This window comes from Sphingomonas sp. P3_C5, assembly GCF_056402635.1.
Genome location: NZ_JBFUHA010000003.1, coordinates 142,333 through 161,812, shown reverse-complemented (window position 1 = coordinate 161,812; position 19,480 = coordinate 142,333). Strand labels below are relative to the sequence as shown.

The window sequence follows — 19,480 nt, the reverse complement described above, 5'->3', positions numbered from 1 at the left end:
TTTATTTCGGAGTTGTGAGGCCTGTCTTACGCCGAGCCTTGGCAGGCGGGGCAAGATCGACGGTAGCCGCCGACACTGCCTTCTTCCGGCCGAGCCCGATCTTGAGCGCGAGTTGCTTGCGCCGCTCCGCGTAGGCTGGCGCCGTCATCGGGTAATCCGCCGGCAGGTTATAGCGCGCGCGATATTCGGCAGGCGTGAGGCCTTGCGTCGTCAGATGGCGCTTGAGCAGCGAGTAAGGCTTACCGTCGATCATCGAGATGATCTTGTCCGGACTGGAGAGGCTTTTGCGGATCGTCACCGCCGGGGTGAACTCGGGTTCCGGCGCCAGAACCGGCACGCCCAGCGCCTCCAGGGCAGAATAGACCGAACCGATGACGCCGCCGATCTCTCCCGTGCCGACCCGGTTATTCGCCACAAAATTGGCAGTAATCATAGCCGTGAGCGCAGTAAGGGAGGAGGTGTCTGTCATAGTTACATCCAAAATGGTGGTTTCTTCAAAGCGAGGGCATGCCAGACCGCGACGGCTGGGGCAATTGCCTCACCCGCGCGCGAAAATTGCGGCCCCTACGGGGGCCGCCGGATCGCGTTAATCAGTTGTGCAATGGCGGCGATCAACGCTGCAAAAGCGTCGATCAGCAGCGTCAGTTCGTGCAGTTGGTTCATGAGTTCCTCCTGTTCCCCGCGCTGAATTGCACGATGGAGGAGGCACCTCGACGGACGGCATTAGCCGGATGGGCACAGGCCGTTTGCGCCGCTCAGGCGGGATAGGGCTGCACGCGAGGAAGCCCATCGCCTTGCCCACCGGCACCGTCTGTCATGACCGAACATCCAGCGCCCAATCAGCGCCGGGGAAATGGAACCCGTGAAACGACCTGATCGGCTTAGCTGCGCCGACCGTCCTTTTCCTTGGCGACGCCCTTGAACGGCTGACCGCCGCTCTTCTGATCCATGAACCGGCCCGATCCGGCATCGCGCTTCACAAAATTACCGTTGGGGGCCTTAAACTGTGTCCGATCATCGACCGATCCAACTCGAAACCCATTGCCTGTATTCTTCGCCACGGCTGACTCCTTTGTGCCGTGGCCGAGATGGGAAGTATCGCCTGCGTAACAAGAGGCGCAGAAACCCTTCGCATCTAGAAATTAGGGTTTTGTTAACCATTTTTTAGGGATTGCTGTGCTATCCTGCGCCTAGGTTCACCCACGCACGCACGAGATATCCATAACGGCCAAAATGACAGTTGAGAGTGGTCAAGCGGCCCCGCCGCTTGACCCGCAGGCTAGCCTGCGCACCGAATTGGTTGGCCAAATCGCCAGCGCTGAATTGGCGCTGGAGGCCGCGATTGCCGAGCTAGGGCGCGACGGCAGCAACAGCAGCCTGGTCGCCGCCAGCCGCACCCAACTCACCTCACTGATAGGCCTACGCCGGCAGATCGGCACCGCCTCTAGCACTGCACTCGCCGACATTCGGGCCGAAGTCGCCGCCGCCGTCGGTGCGGCCAGCGCCCTGGCGCAGCAGGCAACCGCGAGTGCCTCAGGCGCTGGCGCGCCGGACGCTGCCACGCGCGCCCGTGCTGCCCGCAAAACCATCGAGACGGTCGGTCACGATCTATTCGATCGCCACGTACTCGACGATCACCTGCAATTCGCCTCCGCCGAGGACGAAGCCGCCTACCGCAAGCGCGAGGAAGAGCGCCGGAAGGCCTACGAAGCCGAATTGGAGAAGCACACCGCGAAAGGCGATCACAGCGCCCTCGCAATCGAGCAGGCCCAATTGGACGACGCCAAAGCCCACGGCGCTGGCGACAGCGCAGAATTTGCCCAATTGCAGGCGCAGGTGCGGCAGGCGAAATCGGGCCTACAAGAGCCTGCACCAGCGGCGGGGACTTCGACGGCAACCCCCAATGGCGCTACGTCACCGGCACCGGCTGCATCGGGTGGCAGTCTCGACGATGTGCTGGCAGCTCTTAACGCAGCAGGTGTGACCTCGACCACCGACGTGGCCAGTAACACTGGCCCCGGATCGGCCGTCGCCCGACAACCGGCGCGCAGTCAAAACGCGACGACTGGTAAGGTGTGATCACTCGAGCAGCTTGAGGCGGCGGCAGAAGGCGCGGTTTTCGCTCATCGAATCAGGCTTCTCGCGTGCCTCTACGCCGAGAACAGTGGTCATGTTGAAGAGATCATCGGTAAGGCGCTTATCGCTGTAGCTCTGCGCCTTGGCCATCTTGCGTGCAGCATCGAGCGCTCGCGCGTGGCCCGCTTCGTCTTTGTCGTTCGCGGCCACGACGACGCAAACCAGCGTCAGCGTATATGCGCGCTCCTTGGGGTCCATTGCGGCTGACTGTGCGGCCGCCGACCCGGACTGCACGCCCATTGAAAGGGTGGCCGCAATCCCAACTGAGAACAGCGTCTGACGAAGGCCCCCGAGCATCGAATTTCCTCCCTACGATCAGGAGGAAAAATGCCACTCTGCAACATTATGGGCAATTTTGTTGCATTGAGATTCGTTTAAATACAGTGACTTGTTGACCGGAGTGGTGTGTGGGCTTGGGCCATCTCAACGTCGATAGCGTACCACCGCGATGAAGGCCGCTAGCGCCGGTGATTGCTGCCGCCGACTTGGATAGTAGAGATGATAACCGGAGAACGGCGGGCACCAATCTGCCAACACTTGCACGAGTTTCCCAGCATCAAGCTCTACCTGTAAGTAGTCCTTCGGCAGGTAGCACAGACCAAGGCCAGCCGCGGCGGCCTGACGGACCAGCGCGATGTCGTTGACGACGAACTGCCCGTCAACTCGCACGTTCACGGCACGACCATCCCTCTCAAGGTCCCAGACGGATACTCCGCCCTTCGCCTGATGGCGAAGATTGATGCAGTTATGGCCGGCAAGTTCGTCGGGCGTGCGCGGCGCTCCGTGCTCCGCAAAATACGCTGGCGACCCGGCGACCGCCATCTGCATGTCCGGACCAATGCGCACGGCTACCATATCTTGCGCCAAGGTCTCACCGAGGCGAACGCCAGCATCGAACCGCTCGGCAACGATGTCCACGAAACCGTTGTCGACCGTCAGCTCTATCGTCAGGTCCGGGTAGACAGGCAGAAGTTTGGCCAATGCGGGTAGCAAGATGGACTCTGCGGGCTGATCGCCCGTGGTGATGCGCAGGGTCCCTGCGGGCTTGTCGCGCAGCTCGGTGAGCCCTTCGATTTCTACTGACACTTGGTCGAAGTGTGGGCCGACCCGCTCTAATAGGCGTTCCCCTGGCTCCGTGGTTGATACGCTGCGGCTGGTGCGGGTGAGAAGACGCACGCCAAGCCGCTCCTCCAACTTTCGGATCGTGTGGCTCAGGGCAGACGGCGAGACGCCGAGCTTTGCGGCTGCTCGCGTGAAGCTGCGTTCCCTCGCGACTGCAAGGAACGCGACCAAGTCGGCCATGTTTTCGCGGTTCATCATTGAATTTTGATCACAGGTGCATGCGAATCATAGCGTCTAATCAGCACGATGCCCAAGCACTAAATCTCGAACATGGAAAACGCCCAAAGTCCCATCGAAAGAGCTGAACTCGCCGTCGCCACCGCCCGCGTGGGCGGATGGCCAGCGGTTTTTGCGCTTACGCTCTGTGTTTCGACGCTGATCGCGTCGGAATTCATGCCGGTCAGCTTGCTCACTCCGATCGCCTCCAACCTGCAGGTTAGCGAAGGCCAGGCAGGACAGGCGATCGCCGTGTCTGGCGTCTTCGCCGTGCTAACGAGCTTGTTCATCGCCTCCGCGACGCGGGGGCTCGATCGCCGCACGCTCCTACTGTTGCTCACCGGTCTGATGATTGCGTCCGGAGCTATCGTAGCTTTCGCGCCAACCTATCCAATTTTCATGATCGGCCGCGCGTTGCTCGGCGTGGTGATCGGTGGATTTTGGTCAATGTCGACCGCGACTGTGATGCGGCTGGTTCCTGAAGACGCCGTGCCGCGCGCGCTGGCACTCCTCAATGGCGGCAATGCCTTGGCAACAACGATTGCTGCGCCGCTTGGCAGTTTCCTCGGCCAATATATCGGCTGGCGGGGCGCGTTCTTCTGCGTCGTCCCACTTGCCGCTGTGACGCTCACCTGGGAGTATTTCAGCCTGCCCAGCATGCCTAGCCGCGAACGTGCGAGCGGCGTGGCTGCGTTCAAGGTTCTTCGCCACCCGCAGGTTCCACTCGGCATGCTCGCCGTCGCCCTGTTCTTCATGGGGCAGTTCGCACTTTTTACCTATCTTCGGCCGTTCCTTGAGACGGTCACTGCCGTGGATGTGACTACGCTTTCGCTGATGCTGCTCGGCCTTGGCCTCGGTGGCCTTGCCGGAACGTACGCGATCGGGCTCGCGCTGAAGCGGACGTTATACGGGCTGTTAATTGCGATGCCGCTCGCGATGGCCTTGATTGCCGGAGCGCTGATTGTGCTTGGCTCTTCCCCTGCCAGTGTCGCGGTACTGCTCGTCGGTTGGGGCCTGATTGGTACCGCCGCCCCCGTGGCCTGGTGGACTTGGGTTAGCCGAGCGCTTCCTGATCAAGCCGAGGCAGGCGGCGGCCTGATGGTAGCGGTGATCCAACTTGCGATCACACTCGGCGCCGCCTTCGGTGGAATGCTGTTCGACGGCTGGGGCTATCAGGCCACGTTCGTCGCGAGCGCCGCGCTGCTGGTTTCGTCCGCGCTGAGCGCGGGTCTGGCGTCGCGCAGATCGCGCCGTGCGGTGGAAGCCGCTGCGCACCTCACCGCCACCACCGCGACATTCTGAAATTGGAGAGACTCTTGCAACGCCCTTCCACCACCCGAAACGCGCTGAGCCGACGCAACCTCATTCGCCGCGGCATGCTCGCCGCCGCAATGATCGCAGTCGTCGGCACCAAGCCCGTTGCCGCGCAAATCAGCTCACTGAAAGGAACAACCATGAACCTGACCCAAGAGTGGGACAAAACCTTCCCGAAGAGCGACAAGGTCGACCATCAGAAGGTGACCTTCACTAACCGCTACGGCATCACGCTCGTCGCCGACCTCTACTTACCTAAGAGCCGCGGCGATCGCCCGCTGCCGGCGATCGCGATTGGCGGGCCGTTCGGTGCGGTGAAGGAACAATCCTCGGGTCTCTACGCACAGACGATGGCCGAGCGCGGCTTCGTCACGCTGGCCTTCGACCCCTCATACACAGGCGAAAGCGGCGGCACGCCACGCAACGTGGCCTCGCCCGACATCAACACCGAGGATTTCAGCGCTGCCGTCGATTATCTAGGCCTGCATAAGGCAGTGGACCGCGAGCGCATCGGCGTTCTCGGTATTTGCGGCTGGGGCGGCATGGCGCTGAATGCCGTCGCCGCTGACAAGCGGGTGAAAGCAGTCGCGGTTAGTACGATGTACGACATGACCCGGCTCATGTCGAAGGGCTACAACGACAGCGTAACGCCCGAGCAGCGAACGCAGACCCTCGAGCAACTCAGCCGACAGCGCTGGGATGACGCGGCCAAGGGCACGCCTGCCTACGGTCCGCCCATGAACGAGCTCAAGGGCGGCGAGGCGCAGTTCCTCATCGACTATCACGACTATTACAAGACGCCCCGCGGCTTCCACGCGAGGTCCGTGAACTCGAATGGTTCGTGGACGATCACCAACCCGCTGTCGTTCATGAACATGCCGATCCTCACCTACATCAAGGAAATTTCGCCCCGGCCGATCCTGTTCGTCCACGGCGAGAACGCCCACTCCCGCTATTTCAGCGAGACGGCGTTTGCGGCAGCTGCCGAGCCGAAGGAACTCGTCATCGTTTCCGGTGCCAACCACACGGACCTGTACGACCGCGTGGACGTAATACCCTTCGACAAGTTCACCACCTTCTTCCGCCAGCATCTGGCGGGAGGCTAGCGATGAAACTTCTCGCCACATTACCACTCGCACTCGCGGCGCTAGTGACCGCGACTGCGGTCTCAGCCCAGGAAGGAAGAACAATGGAGATCAACCGCAAGACAGATATGAAGACCGTGGACGGCCCAGCCGAGTACTTTACCGGCAAAGTCACCATCACCGGCCAGTTCCAGCGCCCCGATCCGTCACGCGTTAGCGGCGCGATCGTCCACTTCGAGCCCGGTGCGCGAACCGCATGGCATACGCATCCGGCCGGCCAGACGCTGATCGTCACTGAGGGCATCGGCTGGACGCAGATCGAAGGGGGGCCGAAGGTCGAGTTCCACGCGGGCGACATCCTGTGGTGTCCGGCCGAGCACAAGCATTGGCACGGCGCGACCCAGCATCAGGCAATGACCCATGTCGCCATTCAGGAGTCGGTGAACGGCTCGCCGGTGACCTGGATGGAAAAGGTCACCGAGGAGCAATATCTCGCTCCGCTTGGAAAGGACTGATCCCATGCCGCACGTGATCGTGAAGCTTTGGCCTGGGAAGACGCAGGCGCAGAAGCAGGCGCTTTCGGACGCCATAGTGCGCGATGTCGCAAATACCCTCGGCTACGGCGACGAGTCCGTCTCGGTCGGTTTCGAGGAAGTGTCGTCGTCCGATTGGTCCACCAAGGTCTACGGCCCCGACATTCAGGACCGGTGGGCCACGCTCACCAAGCAACCCGGCTATGGCCCAGGGCCGAAGAGATAAAAACGGAAAGGTTCGCATCATGATTTTAGACGAGGTTTTCACCCTAACAAATGGGGTGCACATCCCGAAGCTCGGCTTCGGTACCTGGATGATTCAGGACAACGACGCTGCCCGCGCGGTGCGCGATGCGATCGACATCGGCTATCGCCACATCGACACTGCGCAGGCCTATGCCAACGAACGCGGCGTCGGCGAAGGCGTGCGCAGCAGCGTCGTTCCGCGTGACCAGGTCTTCGTCACGAGCAAGCTTGCTGCAGAGAGCAAGAGCTATGCCGACGCCAGCCAGCTCGTCGACGGATCGCTGCAGGCGCTGGGGCTCGATCACATCGACCTCATGCTCATCCACAGCCCGCAGCCCTGGGCGGAGTTCCGGGAGGCCGACCGCTATTTCGAGGGCAATGCCGAGGCATGGCGCGCGCTCGAGGACGCGCACCATGCCGGCAAGCTTCGCGCCATCGGTGTGTCCAACTTCGAGAGGGCCGACATCGAAAACCTGCTCCGGACCTGCGGCGTTGCACCGATGGTGAACCAAGTGCTGGCGCATGTAGGGAATACGCCGTTCGATCTGATTGATTACTGTCGATCGAAGGACATTCTCGTCGAGGCTTATTCGCCGGTTGCCCATGGCGCGGTGCTCGGGGAAGCGGGCTTGCGGGAGATGGCCGATCAATATGCCGTGAGCGTTCCGCAGCTCTGCATTCGTTATTGTCTTCAGCTGGGTCTGCTGCCGCTGCCTAAGACTGTCAACGCAGCTCACATGCGCGACAACGCCGCTGTCGACTTCGTTATCTCCGACGCGGATATGGACGTGTTGCGGAGCGCACAAGACGGCGCTGACTATGGCGCGGCGAGGATGTTTCCCGTGTTCGGCAAAAAGCGTCAGATCGAACCAGCGGCCGGAGAAAACTGAGGCATAAACCCGACTAATGATTCTCCGGTCAGGTCGGGTTTTGTGACTAGCGCCGCGCTTGTGCTCGCCCCGTATCGAGAATTTATTCGTGCAACCCTATTGCCCATAATGTTGCATAGGAGTTCCGCATGCCCTTCGCGCCGCTCGCGCATTGGCAGATCTACGACGATATCGGCCGCCGAAAGTATTTAAGCGAAGCCGAACGGCTCCGCTTTATCGACGCGGCGGAACGCCTGCCGCGTGACCGGAAGGCGCTTTGCCTGGTCCTGGCCTATACCGGCTGTCGCGTGTCGGAAGCACTGAGCCTCACCCACCACCAGATCGACGCCGAGCGGCACAGGCTCCTCTTCCGCACGCTCAAGCGTCGTCGGCTGGTCTATCGAGAGGTCCCGATCCCCGAGCCACTGTGCGCGTTGTTGCTGGCGCTTCAGTGCCATCCCGATGGGCGCCTATGGCGAATGCACCGCGTGACAGCGTGGCGCTTAGTGCGTGAGGTGATGACTCCTATTCAAATTTCGGGACCGATGTCATGCCCCCGCGGCCTCCGCCACGGGTTCGGCATGCACGCTGCGCAATGCGAAATATTGCCCAATGTGATCCAGCGTTGGATGGGCCATGCCTCGCCTCACACGACCGCGATCTATCTTGATGCGGTCGGCGTTGAGGAGCGGCAGTTAGCAGAGCGCATGTGGTGATTAACAGCCAGTTTCAGGAAGTTAGAAATTGTCATGAAAATGTAACACAAAAACGAATTGCAATAGTTTATCCTTACAATTGCGAAAACAAATCTTATGAGGAGAAAACTATGCCATTATCGGCCGATGAGAAAAATGCGTACGCGAAGCCGGGGCATTTCTGAACGAGGCTTCGCAAGAGCTAAAATTCACTGACGGGGGCTATTTTCCTCCACCTGTACTTGAGAGATATGGGAGTATGCTTGGACAGATCGCGGCGCAACGGTTTAACGATTGCATGAAAATTGCTCACGATACGCCGCATCCTAAGCCAACGCCGGGTAGAAAGTAGCTCGAGCTATTCGGATTGATTCGTTTGCAACGCACATATAGCTTGCCCAACTTCGTGGGGAGGGGTGAGCGATGGGCGTGGAGGCAGCACAGAGTGTGCCCCATTGGGCCTACCTTTTGGGACCTCTCGTTACGCTTTTAGCCGCTTCCATAGCGGCATCCTTCGCCTGGGTTTCGTTGCGCACCAATTCAGCTGTGAACGTACGAAACAAGCGCATGGACGTCATCATGCACTGTAACTTGAGGTACGATGCGCTGTACGAGGTCCGTAGAATTATAGAAACGAATTATAAAGAACGCCCCACCAGAGGGACGACCGAGAGAGAAAAATTCGATCATGATGTGAAAGTGTACGTTCGTAGGTATTGGGGACTAAAAAGCGATCAATTGGACTATTGGCTGGCTGGGTATGTGGACCCTGAAACAATTTCGAGCTGGCTAATGTCGACTGTAGATTTACTTTCAAAATCTGAGAGCGTTATAGATTTAAGGGATTATCTCGATGAATTAGAGACCCACAAAACGGTCAACGAAAGATTGGTTGAAGTGGTATTTTTTCTAACGCGTATTTCCCAGATAAAGAATGGAAAAAATGCGGCAGATCAGAGGAATGAATGCTATGCATTGATTTTTCACTATCTGCGAATTTTGGAAAGGGAAGAGAGTTCGCTTATTTATAGACTTAGTGAAAATAGATTTAGTAGGTTCAAGCTTCCAGAATTCTCGCGAATGGCCAACGATAAAATTGCTGATCACTATGATTATTATAGTGTACAGCATCAGTTCGTTGATATTTGGAATCACAATAATAAGAAAAAAAGATCATTGGTCACCAAAATAATCTCAGTTATCACTGGAGAAAATTTAGACACAAAGGACAGAATTAACAAATTTATATCTGATCGTCACCCCTATATAAAATATATAACTCCATCTAATAACCCCTAACGCTCCGCAGGCGCGTGTCTATTGATGCGATCCCGTCGTTCCGTAAATCAATGATCGCTTCCAGCGATGAGCGGCTGAAGCCGTCCATCATCCTCTTGTGAAACTCCCCCGCGATCTCGAACTGCCCGGCGGCGATGAGCAGGTTGATGCTCTCAAAGGTGCGCTCCTTGAGCGATTCGTTGCGGGCGAAGTCGGTTATCATGGCGGCTTCGATCTCGCGTGAGGCGGCATCGATCCTGGCTCGTTCCAGTTCGTAGTGGTTGCCGATCACTGCGAGGTCGCGCTTTTCGCTGGCGGCGAGCTTGCCGAGTTCGAGCGCGCTGCCGATTAGCCCGACATAGGCGGTGAAGTGATCGAGGCCGGGCGGTAGGGTGAACTGGCCGGTGGCTTCGCTACCGCGCTGGCGCGCCGCTGCGAGCAGTGCCGGGAGGTTGCTGCCGGGTTCCTGGTCCATCAATTTCCTGCCCTGCGTTCAACGAGCATCTTGCCTTCCGCGGCGGCGAAGCGAAGCCGCAGATCCTTTTCGCGAACCGCATTGTCGGCGGCGAGCGCGGGCGGGATGTTGTCGGCAACGGGTGCGCCGAGGCTGGCACTCAATGCCGCCAATTGATCCAGCACACTCAGTGCCCAATCATATTGCGGCAGCAGCCGGGTTCCGATGAGGGCGCGGAGCCGGCCCGCATCGCCGCGCATCTCCGCCGCCATCGCCGCGACCTCGCCTTCGGCCTCCTTCAATTGCCGCAGCCGCTTGCTGTGATGGATGAGCGCGAAGACGCCTGCGGCAACCGTTACCGCCAGCGCCGCCTGCCACGACGCGCCGCCAGTGGCGGCTTTGCCCCAAGCCTGGCCGAGGCCGCGCCCATATTGCGGTTTCAGCTTGCGCGGCGTCTCGATCGCGATAATTTTCGCGTCGCCGGCGAGGCGCGCGCTGATCTCGGCTTTCAGCTTGCCGGGGTCGATGCCGCGCTGGCGCATGATCGGCTCGGCTTCTTTCATGCCCTGCGCCAGCCGCGTGCGCGCGGCGTCGATCAGCGCGGCGCAGGCATTGTAGGTCTCGCCCGCCATGCGCCAGCTTTGGCGGTTGAGCGCGTCGCCCCGCTTCAGCAGCGCCTCCAGCGCCGTGATATCGCGGCGCGACCATGCGCGCTCGACCGCGTCGTTCGCCGCATCGAAGAACGCCAATTGGCTCAGCGTCTCGATTGCGCTAACCAGTTCCGCGCGACGCCGCACCAACGTGGCGACCGGCACCGGCACAGCGGTGACTGGCAACAGCCCTTTGCCGGGTTTGGCGGACGCGGGCAGCAGCGCCATGAGCAGCCTGTCGCCGCGCAAATGGAGCAGCAGCACATAGGCCGCGATCAGCCCCGCCAGTTCGCCCAGGATCGGCGCGACGAAATGCGGGATTGCAATCGCGATGCCCATCATGAGCATCAACGCGATGTGCAGGACGACCGCGCCCTCGGTGTTCGGCCCCGGCGCGAGTCGTGCCGCGCGATGTGCCTGCACGACGCAGCATAGCAGCGCTATCGCGCAGCTCGCGCCGGAGAAGGTGAACCACACCACCACGCAATAGAATGCGGCGAGCCCTGCAAAGCGCGCGGCCTCGAACGCGCCGTAGCCCAGTTCATGCTCAGCGAGCATCGCGGTGCTGGTCGCGTTCATCGGTCGATGCCCGGCGCTTCGCATTCAGGGCCGCGATCTGCTGCAGTCGCCTCGCCCGGCACACGCGGTGCCCAAAGCTCCTCGAACGAACGCGTCGCGCCGTACAGGCTTTGCTCGGGCGTCTCCGCGATAGTGCGTCCCATCGCGCCGGGCGCCTCGCTGCGCCCGAACCAGCCCTCGTCGATCAGCTTGCTTCGCGCATCGGCGATCGCGTCGCCGACGCCGCTGAGCAATGTATCCCAAAATCCGTTCGCCACTCGAATCCTCCTTCACAGAAGATGGAGGAACGTAACCGTCTCATTACTGCACGATCAACGCATTATTGACGGCTTGCGAGTCCCGCAAAAGAACAGGACGATAGATACATAGTTGAACGACGCGAGTGATTCAGCAGTGACTCGATTTATATCCGATCTGGATGCAAATTTACTGCGTCTGTCGAATGAGGACTACTTCTCGTTGGCCGACGCATGCCAAGGCGTTCATGTCTTCGGCGGCGTTGGCAGCGGTAAGACCAGCGGCTCCGGCGCGGCATTGGCTGGCGCTTATCTGCGCGCCGGGTTCGGCGGGCTGATCCTCGCCGCCAAGCCCGACGAGGTCGAGCTATGGTTGCGCTACGCGCAACAACATGGCCGAAGCAATTCGGTCATGCTGTTCGGCGAACGCGGCGGCGGGTTCAACTTCATCAGCTACGAGCTTGCCCGCCAGGGTGCGCAAGGTCTGGGCAGCGTCATTGAGTGCCTGATGCGGATCTTGGAGGCCGCGCGCCTCGCCAAGGCCGATTCCAGCGGCGCGGGTAACAATTTCTGGGAAGACACGACCCGCCAGTTGCTGCGCAACACCATCCCGATCCTCTATGCCGCGACCGGCGACGTGCGCGTGCCCGACATCATCCGCTTCGTGAGCTCCGCGCCGACCGGTCAGGGTCAGTTGCATGATGCTGCTTGGCAGCAGCAATCCTTCATGTTCCACGCACTCGCCGCGGCGCGACGCAACCCCGTGCGCCCGCTGCCGCCGGGCGATTTTGAGCTCTGCGCCAACTACTGGCGCGATGAGTACGCCCAGCTCGACGGCAAGACGCGCGGCAACATCGCGATCAGCTTGTCGACCGCGCTCGACCGCTTCCAGCGCGGGCGGTTGCAGACTGCGTTCTGCGGTGCGACGACGCTCGTGCCGGAACTGACCTTCCACGGCGCGCTTATCATCATGGATATGTCTGCGCTGACGTGGAACGAAGACGGCGTGATCGGCCAGCAATTGATGAAATTCATGTGGCAGCGCGCGGTGCTGGCGCGCAATGCGCTGCCGCCTGATCAGCGCGAGCGCCCTGTATTTTTATGGGCGGATGAGAGTCAGTATTTTTGCAACTCGTTCGACGCCGACTATCAAGCAGCCTGCCGTTCGAGCCGTGCCTGCACGGTCTATTTAACGCAATCGCTGCCGACCTACTACGCCCGCATGGGCGGCATGGACGCCAAGCACAAAGCCGACATGCTGCTCGCGGGGTTTCAAACAAAAATCTTCCACAGCAACGCCGATCCGGAGACGAATCGGTGGGCAGCTGACACGATCGGCCGCTCGCTGCAACGCCGCTTCAATGCGAGCGACGGCGGCTCGTCCGGCCGCTCGATGGGCATGAATGACGGCGAGAATGTTGGCTGGGGCAGCAACACCGGCAGCAGCGTTTCCTACAGCAATGGCCAGCGGAATTATTCGTTCAACTCCGGCAGCAGCCGCAATGCCGGGGAAAGCTGGGGCCGCAATACCGGCCTCAACCACGGCACCAGCTACAGCAACGGCTATAGCGAGACGATGGATTACGAGATCGAGCCCGCGACGTTCGCGCGTTCGCTACTCACGGGCGGACGCGTCAATAAGGGCTGTGTCACCGGGTTATGGTTTCAAGCAGGTAAGCAGTTCCGCGCGTCGGGCAGCAACTACCTGCATGTGAGTTTCGCACAATGAGGCGTCCGCCCATTGGCGCGATGGTGCTCGGCCATCCCTGGACGGCGCTGCCTGTATGGGCATGCATTTTCGTCACCGGCTATCGCACCTGGAACGGTCTGCAGGATGCGACCGGCCTCATCGTCTTCATCGTCATCGGCGCGCTCTGCGGCAAAGCCTCGCAGACCCGCGACGCCTATCTCGGCTGGAAGCGCGAGTGGGAAGCGATGAACGGCACCACGCCGCAGCAACGCTATCAAGCGACGTTTCTGCGCACCGTCGCGGCAATCCTCATCTGGTCGTTTTGCGCGTTCATGGCTGCCGCCGTGATGTCGCGCCCCGACGATCGCCCAATGGCGATCCTGTTCTGGCTCGGCTCGCTGGTTTACGCGATTGTGCGCGTCGCCAAATGGCGGCGCACCCGACGCCCGCGCGCCCGCGCCGCAAAGCAGGTGCCGGTTACGGTCTGCCTGCGCAGACCTCAACAAGCACCGACAGTCGCGCAAGCCTATGTCGCACTGCCGGAATATTGCCGGGAGCTGTTGCTACCCCGCTAGAACAGAGATTTTATCATTCAATCGTTGGCGAGCGGTTGCACCGGACGCTAAGGTGAGCGTAAAGTACAAGCAGTGCACAACTGTAGAGACCGGATATATGACCGATATATTGTGGGTAGCGGGACGATATCAGCTAGGCAATAATCCTGGCCTGTTTCAGGATGCGACCTACATCGGTCAAACGCTGGCACTCCCCTTTAGAAAAACGTGGGTCGATCCAGCAGCAACATCCATTTCGGTTCTAATTTGTACAACGGATGTGGAAACTTGGGGGGCATGGCAAGGCCATCAGGTTTTTATCAACGATACAGAAATTGGACGATTGAAGGACCCTAACGACACCGTTGGGCCAGTGGAGCGGTTCGATCTGGCTATCACTCCTGCGCAATTGGATAAAGCGCTGGACGGACGAACCAATTTTTTACTGCGGATTGTTCTTGATGTTCAGCCGGGCAGTCCTGGTCTGTCAGACGATTTCATCATCACGCGTATCGGCAGCAGCGGTAATTTTGCTGCGACACTCGGCTGGACTTAATTTAGCACGCGAGAGCTTAGCGCTCGAGATTCGCCCGTCTCGGACGTTTTCGTTTGCATGATGCTCACCCACCCCGCGCACGAAAATTGGGAGCCGGCTCCGGCCGCACCACCGCGATGCTGGTAATAACCGGCTCACCGCGCGGCGGTGATGGCCAGACCTGCGGCGCATATTGCTGGATGAATGTCACCTGCCGCCGCGCCAGCTTCTTGCGCAATTCGCGCAAGCGCTGGCCTTCGATCACCACGATGCAGTCCGGCAGGAACAGCTTGATCTGCTCCTCGCCGACATAGCCGATCTGCATCAGGAACCGATATTGGAACTCGATCCCTTCGGCGATCTGCGTTCCGTCCACCCAGCGCTGCACATCGCAGCACTCGTTGGTCCCTGCGGGCATGAACCCGTAAGGGCGGTAAGGGCCGCTGCCGGCGACCTCGCCTTGCGGCTCGGACGGCAGCACCTCGGCCCGGCCGGTGCGTTGCACGAACGAGGGCCGCGCCGCTGGCCCTCCACCAAATACCTCGTTGAAATCGTCAGTGCTCAAGGGGAACCTCCGGGATGTCGGGTGGTGGGTCGCGGCGGAACTGCGCCGCGAAGCTCTCGGCCATGTCCGAGAGTCGCATCATAAACCCGGCCACCGCCGCCGGATCGCGCTGCTTGTACTGGCCGAGTTCGTCATAAAGCGCGGTGCGCTTTTTGACCGACACCCACTGCGTCACCCGCTCGCGGATATAGCCGTATGCCCGCTCGATATGCCGAGCGATGCCAAGGTTGGGTTGCGCGGGCCGCGCAATCCCTTGGGCCTCCAGCGTGCGGTGGTCGATCCGCGAGCCCGACCCGGCGCGCTCCAGCGCCCGGTTGGCATGCTCCGCCCAGGCCGCGCGCCAGACATTGACGTTGCGCCTGGCCTCGGCCGCCTCGAGCGCCTCCTTGTCGGCAGGCAGGCCCGTATTGTTGAACCGCTTGCGCGCTTCCGCCACCTCTCGAGCAACTTCCTCGGTTTCGTTCCAATCCCGCTCCTTGGTCCGCGAGAACCCCGTCTCGGTGGACGGGTCCAACCGGCGCAAGCTCAGCAGCACATGGGCGTGCGGTTGCAACTCGCCGTCCGCCGCGTGGGGCTCGTGGATGCCAATATCGGCAATCATGCCCTGGCCGGTAAAATGCTCCCGCACGAACGACCGGACCAACTCGACAGCCTCGGCCCGATCCAGCTCGCGCGGCAGGGTAATCTCGACCTCGCGGGCGAACTGCGCATCGACACGCTTCTCCGCCCGTTCGACCGTGTTCCATAAGGTCTGGCGGTCGAACACCCAGGCCGGGATAGTGCCCTCTTGGGGAGCAAGGATTTCGGCGTGGATAACGTCCGGCTTCTCATAGTCGAACCACTTGCCCTGTGCCATGTCATAGAGGCGCGCGCCCGAGCGATAGGAAGCCGCCGCAATCGCCGAGCGGCGGGTCGCGCCACCCGGAAGTGCGGCGCGACCGAGGGAGCGAGAATGTACTTTCAGGCGCAGGTGATAGATCGCCATGCCACGCCCCGAAGCACGCGAAACACATAAGAAGAACAGCAACAGTAGGTAGAGCTAAGCCGCATGGGTGCACTTATACATTGCAAGCAATGTGCACCGAAGAAGTGTTAGTAAGTAGGTTGTTCTGTTATGGGATTATGCTCGCTTAAGTTGCAAAGCGGCAACAGCACAAGGGGCGTGGCGAGGGGTTCCAATGCCACCCCTGTGACCCGCATTTGTCCGGCTCGCAGCATGACGCCGCTCGCCGGAGCGGGGACGGCCCCGCGCTCCGGTCAGGGGTAAAGCGTCACCCCCGACACCCGACGCTGATACAAGTCGACGCTACATACTACGGCCATTCCGGACTCAATGTCAGTCGCGCTATCCGACGATCCGAGTACGGCCCAGGCAACGGGGTGTCGCGCGCGCAGGGCAATCCGCGACCACTTTAGCGAGATATTTCGCCGTCAATATTTTGCGAGCCGACACGCTCTTTCGCCCACAGCAATGCATCGAGAGCCGCAGATTGCGCGGCGTCAATCGATGGGTGCAGCCGCTTGCCTTCCTGTCGCTGCCCGGTCCCGCGATGCAAAATCGCTACTTTCCAGGCATTCCCTTCATCGTCGGGATGGATGGTGAGATTATAGCCCTCTGAGTTGAGATAAAAATCTCCAACGCCGGAAGAACGCCATTTGCGCCGCCCCCAACTCAAACGCCGTCGTGCGATTGCTTTCAGTCGCCGCTCTCGCTGTTTCGGAACGACGTAGTCTTCTTCCATATGCTCCGCGCAGATGCAGCCAACCGCGAGAATTTCGGCGAAGTCGGGATGCTCCATATAATGGACGAAGCGAATATCGACGCTTTCGCACATTTGGCAGACCTCAAGCGGTGTCCCCAAGTCCTCGACCCCACCGCAAGTCCAGCCCTTGTGCGGAACGCCTGCGTCCGACCATTTTCCTCGCGATGTATGCCTTTGAGCTACGTCCATCGACAAAGCGCCTCTCCCGCAGCGAGGCAGTCTCCTAATCGGTGTAAAACACCTTCGCGCTGCTCGATCCCTTCATGAGCTCGATCGAATGCTCACAGTCGGAGCGCTTAACGTAACTTTCGCTGCTGCGCGAAATCGCTTTGCCATTGCTAGCGTAGTAAATCCAATACCAGTACCCGCTATTGTCCTTGCGTTCCCAATAGCAGGGGTAAGTGACGTCGGCCATAAATCCTCCCAAAAATGGAGGGCACGTCGCATACGGCGTGCCCCTAGCTGCTAGTCCTCACGAACGGTGGTGTTCGGGCTGCGCTTGCCGTGTGCGGTGGTGACGTAGCGGCCACTGATCGCGCTGCGATAGTGCGGCCCCGAACTGCTGCTCGGCCCCGGACTTTCATGTACCGTCGTACGCGGCTGAGATTTACCCTGGCCGGGCGTCACATACTGACCGCTCACCGCGCTGCGGTAGGGGCCGTTCCCACTTTTACCCTTCGTCATCGTACTAACTCCTTTTGGGCAAAGTTCGCCCTTGCCATACAGAAGATATGGTTATCACGAGTTCGGTTGTCAAGTAGGTTGAATCAGGTTATCACCGAACGTGACAGAACCAAAGGAGATTCAATGGCATCGGCGCTCGGTCAAAAGGTTCGGGAGCTTCGAATGGCGCGGGGTCTGACGCTTGAACAGCTAGCGCAGGCAACGGACAGCTCGAAAAGTTATATGTGGGAAATCGAGAATAAGGACGTCGCCCGGCCATCGGGTGAAAAGCTCAATCGCATTGCGGCGGCGCTCGGCGTGACGCCCGAGTACCTGGCAGACGCAAAGCAGACAGAGGCGACGCAGGATGTCGAGGATGTTGCGTTCTACCGGAAATACCAGGTCGCAGATCCCGGCGTGAAGGAGAAGCTTAAGCGTATTTTGGACGTGTTGGACGATTGATGCGCGACCCCACGACACCGTGCGCTTGGGGCATTTTCCTGAGCCGGATGTGGGGTCCGCGATTCCCAGTAAAGGTGGAGCAGATCGCGCTCGAATATTCGAAGCGCTACGCCGACCCCATTCACAAAGTGGCGGGAGCGGACATCGACACGTTCGAGGGCGCCCTCATGCCGCTGACGAATAAAGGCGGGTGGGCCATTCTCTATAACCCGACCATTGCGTCGCCAGGACGCATCAATTTCACTTTCGCCCATGAACTGGGGCACTATCTGGTTCACCGGCTGCAAAACCCCGCCGGCTTCGAATGCGGCCAGACGGACGTGCTCGGCGAGGCAAGAGCTGCGCATCGCCGGCTGATCGAACAGCAGGCGGAACAGTTCGCCTCGTACCTCCTGATGCCGCTGGATGACTTCCGCGCCCAAATCGGCCGCAATCCAATGAGCCTGGAGATGCTTCGTCATTGGGCTGATCGGTACGATGTGTCGCTCACTGCGGCCGCATTGAAGTGGCTAGAGAGTACATCGGTCTGTGCTACCGTGGTCGTCGCGACGAATGGCTACGTCTTATGGTGCCGACGCAGCGCTTCGGCGAAAAGAACGGGAATCTTCTTCCCTCAGGGAATGGAGCTCCCGATCGGCTCAGTCGCCGCCGAAGGCCATCTCAATACCGATCCTGCCGGAGTCACGTTAGCGCCCGGAGTGTGGTCGCCCGATAGATCCGTTCGAGAGATGGCGATTTTTGCCGACCGGTATGAAATGACGATTTCGCTGCTGGTGTTCGAGGACACGGGCGCCATGCCATCGGGGTGGGAGGACGAGGAGGTTGAAGATACCTTCGACCGATTTACCCGTATTTAGCCCCCCGCCCTAGCTGTCTTCGATTGCCCAATAGTGCCCCTTTGCAGCGGCAGGTTCGAGATTTCTTAAGCCGTAGACAAATTCTCTGTCACCGACCTCTTTAATGGCAAGAGGATACCGTCCATCGGTCTTTATAAAATCTGCAGGGTTATCCGTAAGAAATTCCAACCCGCCGCCTGACGCTGGCCCGCTGAGCTGGAAATTTAATAGAAACCGCCAAATCGCAAACGCATCAACAAATTGCAGCCGAAACCTTCCGAGAGCAGCGACAATCAATTCCTGCGGCAGCAATGTTCCCGCTGCGATCATCTGCGGAGAGAGGTTCAGCGCAGCAGCAATTGTGTCCGGTTCCTTGAGTCTGAAGACGCAAGCCACAATATCTGACACATTCATTAGCGGGGCATCGCGGCTTTTGAGGCCATAATTTGCGACATTAAGGAACCCTCGCGCGCTCGCGTATGTCACAGGTTCAAACCGCAGCACCTTGCTGATAGCAGCTCGCCCCGCCCGAACCGGTCCTATTTCTGCGGTATTAGAGAGCGATCCGAGATAGGCACGATTCAGATGCGCCTGCGAGCAATGCTCAAGCGCTGAGGGAATAAAGAAAAGAGCCTTCCCCTCCAGCGTGAGCCGCTCATCGAGCGCCGGCACAAACACGTCAGCCCATTCGCGCACTACGTCCACCAACCCGTTGCCAGCCCTCGCGTGAGGCTCGCCGTAAATTTCAGCACATGCCACAAATCTCATGTAACATCAAGTAGCATCTAGTAGCATCATATAGCTTTAACCGCACGCGAGCCGAAGCGATTGAACGGCGCATGATGTGATCGGTCGCCAGTCGATAAAAGTACCAGCGACAACTAGTTAGTGACGGACGCGAGAGTACAGGCGTCGCTGGCGCGTTTAGCGGGCACAATGGAGACGTCTTATGTCCAGCTTTCTAAACGGACTCATAGTTCTCGGCACGGTTATCGGAGC

The 19,480-nt window shown here is 59.9% G+C and carries 26 protein-coding genes; 13 read left to right on the top strand and 13 right to left on the bottom strand.

The window, feature by feature from the left end:
• Position 1 precedes the first annotated feature (1 nt).
• Together AC1DVS_RS09625 and AC1DVS_RS09620 are read right to left on the bottom strand one after the other, a co-directional pair.
• On the bottom strand, positions 2-469 hold the full coding sequence (locus AC1DVS_RS09625; protein ID WP_478022414.1) for a Ros/MucR family transcriptional regulator: 468 nt from the start codon (positions 467-469) through the stop codon (positions 2-4).
• A 412-nt stretch (positions 470-881) separates the two neighbouring features.
• Positions 882-1,061: a hypothetical protein gene (locus AC1DVS_RS09620; RefSeq protein ID WP_478022412.1), complete on the bottom strand. Its 180-nt coding sequence runs from the start codon at positions 1,059-1,061 to the stop codon at positions 882-884.
• Between the two features lie 235 nt (positions 1,062-1,296).
• Here AC1DVS_RS09620 and AC1DVS_RS09615 point away from each other — a divergent pair, with 235 nt between their 5' ends.
• On the top strand, positions 1,297-2,079 hold the full coding sequence (locus AC1DVS_RS09615) for a hypothetical protein (protein ID WP_478022410.1): 783 nt from the start codon (positions 1,297-1,299) through the stop codon (positions 2,077-2,079).
• On the opposite strand, the gene AC1DVS_RS09610 is transcribed toward AC1DVS_RS09615, so the two are convergent.
• Together AC1DVS_RS09610 and AC1DVS_RS09605 are read right to left on the bottom strand one after the other, a co-directional pair.
• The gene (locus AC1DVS_RS09610; RefSeq protein ID WP_478022408.1) at positions 2,080-2,376 is read right to left on the bottom strand and encodes a hypothetical protein; all 297 of its coding nucleotides are present in this window, start codon (positions 2,374-2,376) and stop codon (positions 2,080-2,082) included. It abuts the gene before it with no gap.
• Positions 2,377-2,559: 183 nt separating this feature from the next.
• Entirely contained in the window at positions 2,560-3,453 is an 894-nt protein-coding gene (locus tag AC1DVS_RS09605) for a LysR family transcriptional regulator (protein ID WP_478023014.1), read from the bottom strand.
• A gap of 75 nt (positions 3,454-3,528) precedes the next feature.
• Between AC1DVS_RS09605 and AC1DVS_RS09600 the strand changes: the two genes are divergently transcribed.
• From AC1DVS_RS09600 to AC1DVS_RS09570, 7 genes are all read left to right on the top strand, one after another.
• Positions 3,529-4,776 carry an MFS transporter gene (locus AC1DVS_RS09600; protein WP_478022406.1) on the top strand — a complete coding sequence of 416 codons (1,248 nt, stop codon included), beginning with the start codon at positions 3,529-3,531 and terminating at the stop codon, positions 4,774-4,776.
• An 89-nt stretch (positions 4,777-4,865) separates the two neighbouring features.
• Complete coding sequence (locus AC1DVS_RS09595) at positions 4,866-5,894, top strand: alpha/beta hydrolase (RefSeq protein WP_478022404.1); 1,029 nt, start codon at positions 4,866-4,868, stop codon at positions 5,892-5,894.
• A gap of 2 nt (positions 5,895-5,896) precedes the next feature.
• On the top strand, positions 5,897-6,388 hold the full coding sequence (locus AC1DVS_RS09590) for a (R)-mandelonitrile lyase (RefSeq protein ID WP_478022402.1): 492 nt from the start codon (positions 5,897-5,899) through the stop codon (positions 6,386-6,388).
• Between the two features lie 4 nt (positions 6,389-6,392).
• Positions 6,393-6,632, top strand: a complete 240-nt coding sequence (locus AC1DVS_RS09585; RefSeq protein ID WP_478022400.1) for a tautomerase family protein — start codon at positions 6,393-6,395, stop codon at positions 6,630-6,632.
• 19 nt (positions 6,633-6,651) lie between these two features.
• Entirely contained in the window at positions 6,652-7,542 is an 891-nt protein-coding gene (locus AC1DVS_RS09580; protein WP_478022398.1) for an aldo/keto reductase, read from the top strand.
• A 128-nt stretch (positions 7,543-7,670) separates the two neighbouring features.
• A complete protein-coding gene (locus tag AC1DVS_RS09575) occupies positions 7,671-8,237 on the top strand; it encodes a tyrosine-type recombinase/integrase (RefSeq protein ID WP_478022396.1) in 567 nt (188 codons plus the stop codon).
• Positions 8,238-8,645: 408 nt separating this feature from the next.
• Positions 8,646-9,515 carry a hypothetical protein gene (locus AC1DVS_RS09570; protein WP_478022394.1) on the top strand — a complete coding sequence of 290 codons (870 nt, stop codon included), beginning with the start codon at positions 8,646-8,648 and terminating at the stop codon, positions 9,513-9,515.
• Here the strand turns inward: AC1DVS_RS09570 and AC1DVS_RS09565 are convergent.
• Genes AC1DVS_RS09565 through AC1DVS_RS09555 form a run of 3 tightly spaced genes read right to left on the bottom strand, consistent with a single transcriptional unit; the run spans position 9,502 to position 11,434 of the window.
• Positions 9,502-9,969: a hypothetical protein gene (locus AC1DVS_RS09565; RefSeq protein WP_478022392.1), complete on the bottom strand. Its 468-nt coding sequence runs from the start codon at positions 9,967-9,969 to the stop codon at positions 9,502-9,504. The genes AC1DVS_RS09570 and AC1DVS_RS09565 overlap by 14 nt on opposite strands.
• Positions 9,969-11,177: a hypothetical protein gene (locus AC1DVS_RS09560; RefSeq protein ID WP_478022390.1), complete on the bottom strand. Its 1,209-nt coding sequence runs from the start codon at positions 11,175-11,177 to the stop codon at positions 9,969-9,971. The genes AC1DVS_RS09565 and AC1DVS_RS09560 overlap by 1 nt, the downstream gene beginning before the upstream one ends.
• Positions 11,174-11,434, bottom strand: a complete 261-nt coding sequence (locus AC1DVS_RS09555) for a hypothetical protein (protein ID WP_478022388.1) — start codon at positions 11,432-11,434, stop codon at positions 11,174-11,176. Before AC1DVS_RS09555 ends, AC1DVS_RS09560 begins: the two co-directional genes overlap by 4 nt.
• A 112-nt stretch (positions 11,435-11,546) precedes the next feature.
• Here AC1DVS_RS09555 and AC1DVS_RS09550 point away from each other — a divergent pair, with 112 nt between their 5' ends.
• The 3 genes from AC1DVS_RS09550 to AC1DVS_RS09540 all read left to right on the top strand — a co-directional run bounded on the left by AC1DVS_RS09550 (position 11,547) and on the right by AC1DVS_RS09540 (position 14,213).
• Positions 11,547-13,142 (top strand): type IV secretory system conjugative DNA transfer family protein, encoded by a 1,596-nt coding sequence (locus AC1DVS_RS09550; protein ID WP_478022386.1) that lies wholly within the window; start codon positions 11,547-11,549, stop codon positions 13,140-13,142.
• Entirely contained in the window at positions 13,139-13,678 is a 540-nt protein-coding gene (locus tag AC1DVS_RS09545; protein ID WP_478022385.1) for a hypothetical protein, read from the top strand. Before AC1DVS_RS09550 ends, AC1DVS_RS09545 begins: the two co-directional genes overlap by 4 nt.
• A 97-nt stretch (positions 13,679-13,775) precedes the next feature.
• Positions 13,776-14,213 (top strand): hypothetical protein, encoded by a 438-nt coding sequence (locus AC1DVS_RS09540; protein WP_478022383.1) that lies wholly within the window; start codon positions 13,776-13,778, stop codon positions 14,211-14,213.
• A gap of 64 nt (positions 14,214-14,277) precedes the next feature.
• Here AC1DVS_RS09540 and AC1DVS_RS09535 read toward each other — a convergent pair whose 3' ends face one another.
• The 5 genes from AC1DVS_RS09535 to AC1DVS_RS09515 all read right to left on the bottom strand — a co-directional run bounded on the left by AC1DVS_RS09535 (position 14,278) and on the right by AC1DVS_RS09515 (position 17,204).
• A complete protein-coding gene (locus AC1DVS_RS09535) occupies positions 14,278-14,757 on the bottom strand; it encodes a hypothetical protein (RefSeq protein WP_478022381.1) in 480 nt (159 codons plus the stop codon).
• Positions 14,747-15,742, bottom strand: a complete 996-nt coding sequence (gene mobQ / locus AC1DVS_RS09530) for a MobQ family relaxase (RefSeq protein WP_478022379.1) — start codon at positions 15,740-15,742, stop codon at positions 14,747-14,749. Before mobQ ends, AC1DVS_RS09535 begins: the two co-directional genes overlap by 11 nt.
• A 427-nt stretch (positions 15,743-16,169) precedes the next feature.
• Positions 16,170-16,592, bottom strand: a complete 423-nt coding sequence (locus AC1DVS_RS09525; RefSeq protein WP_478022377.1) for a hypothetical protein — start codon at positions 16,590-16,592, stop codon at positions 16,170-16,172.
• Between the two features lie 151 nt (positions 16,593-16,743).
• Entirely contained in the window at positions 16,744-16,935 is a 192-nt protein-coding gene (locus AC1DVS_RS09520; RefSeq protein WP_478022376.1) for a DUF1508 domain-containing protein, read from the bottom strand.
• A 50-nt stretch (positions 16,936-16,985) separates the two neighbouring features.
• Positions 16,986-17,204, bottom strand: a complete 219-nt coding sequence (locus AC1DVS_RS09515) for a hypothetical protein (RefSeq protein WP_478022374.1) — start codon at positions 17,202-17,204, stop codon at positions 16,986-16,988.
• A 123-nt stretch (positions 17,205-17,327) separates the two neighbouring features.
• Between AC1DVS_RS09515 and AC1DVS_RS09510 the strand changes: the two genes are divergently transcribed.
• The gene (locus AC1DVS_RS09510; RefSeq protein ID WP_478022373.1) at positions 17,328-17,645 is read left to right on the top strand and encodes a helix-turn-helix domain-containing protein; all 318 of its coding nucleotides are present in this window, start codon (positions 17,328-17,330) and stop codon (positions 17,643-17,645) included.
• 74 nt (positions 17,646-17,719) lie between these two features.
• Positions 17,720-18,502, top strand: a complete 783-nt coding sequence (locus AC1DVS_RS09505; RefSeq protein WP_478022371.1) for an ImmA/IrrE family metallo-endopeptidase — start codon at positions 17,720-17,722, stop codon at positions 18,500-18,502.
• Between the two features lie 9 nt (positions 18,503-18,511).
• Here the strand turns inward: AC1DVS_RS09505 and AC1DVS_RS09500 are convergent, their stop codons facing one another.
• Positions 18,512-19,186 carry a hypothetical protein gene (locus AC1DVS_RS09500; RefSeq protein WP_478022369.1) on the bottom strand — a complete coding sequence of 225 codons (675 nt, stop codon included), beginning with the start codon at positions 19,184-19,186 and terminating at the stop codon, positions 18,512-18,514.
• Between the last annotated feature and the right edge of the window lie 294 nt (positions 19,187-19,480).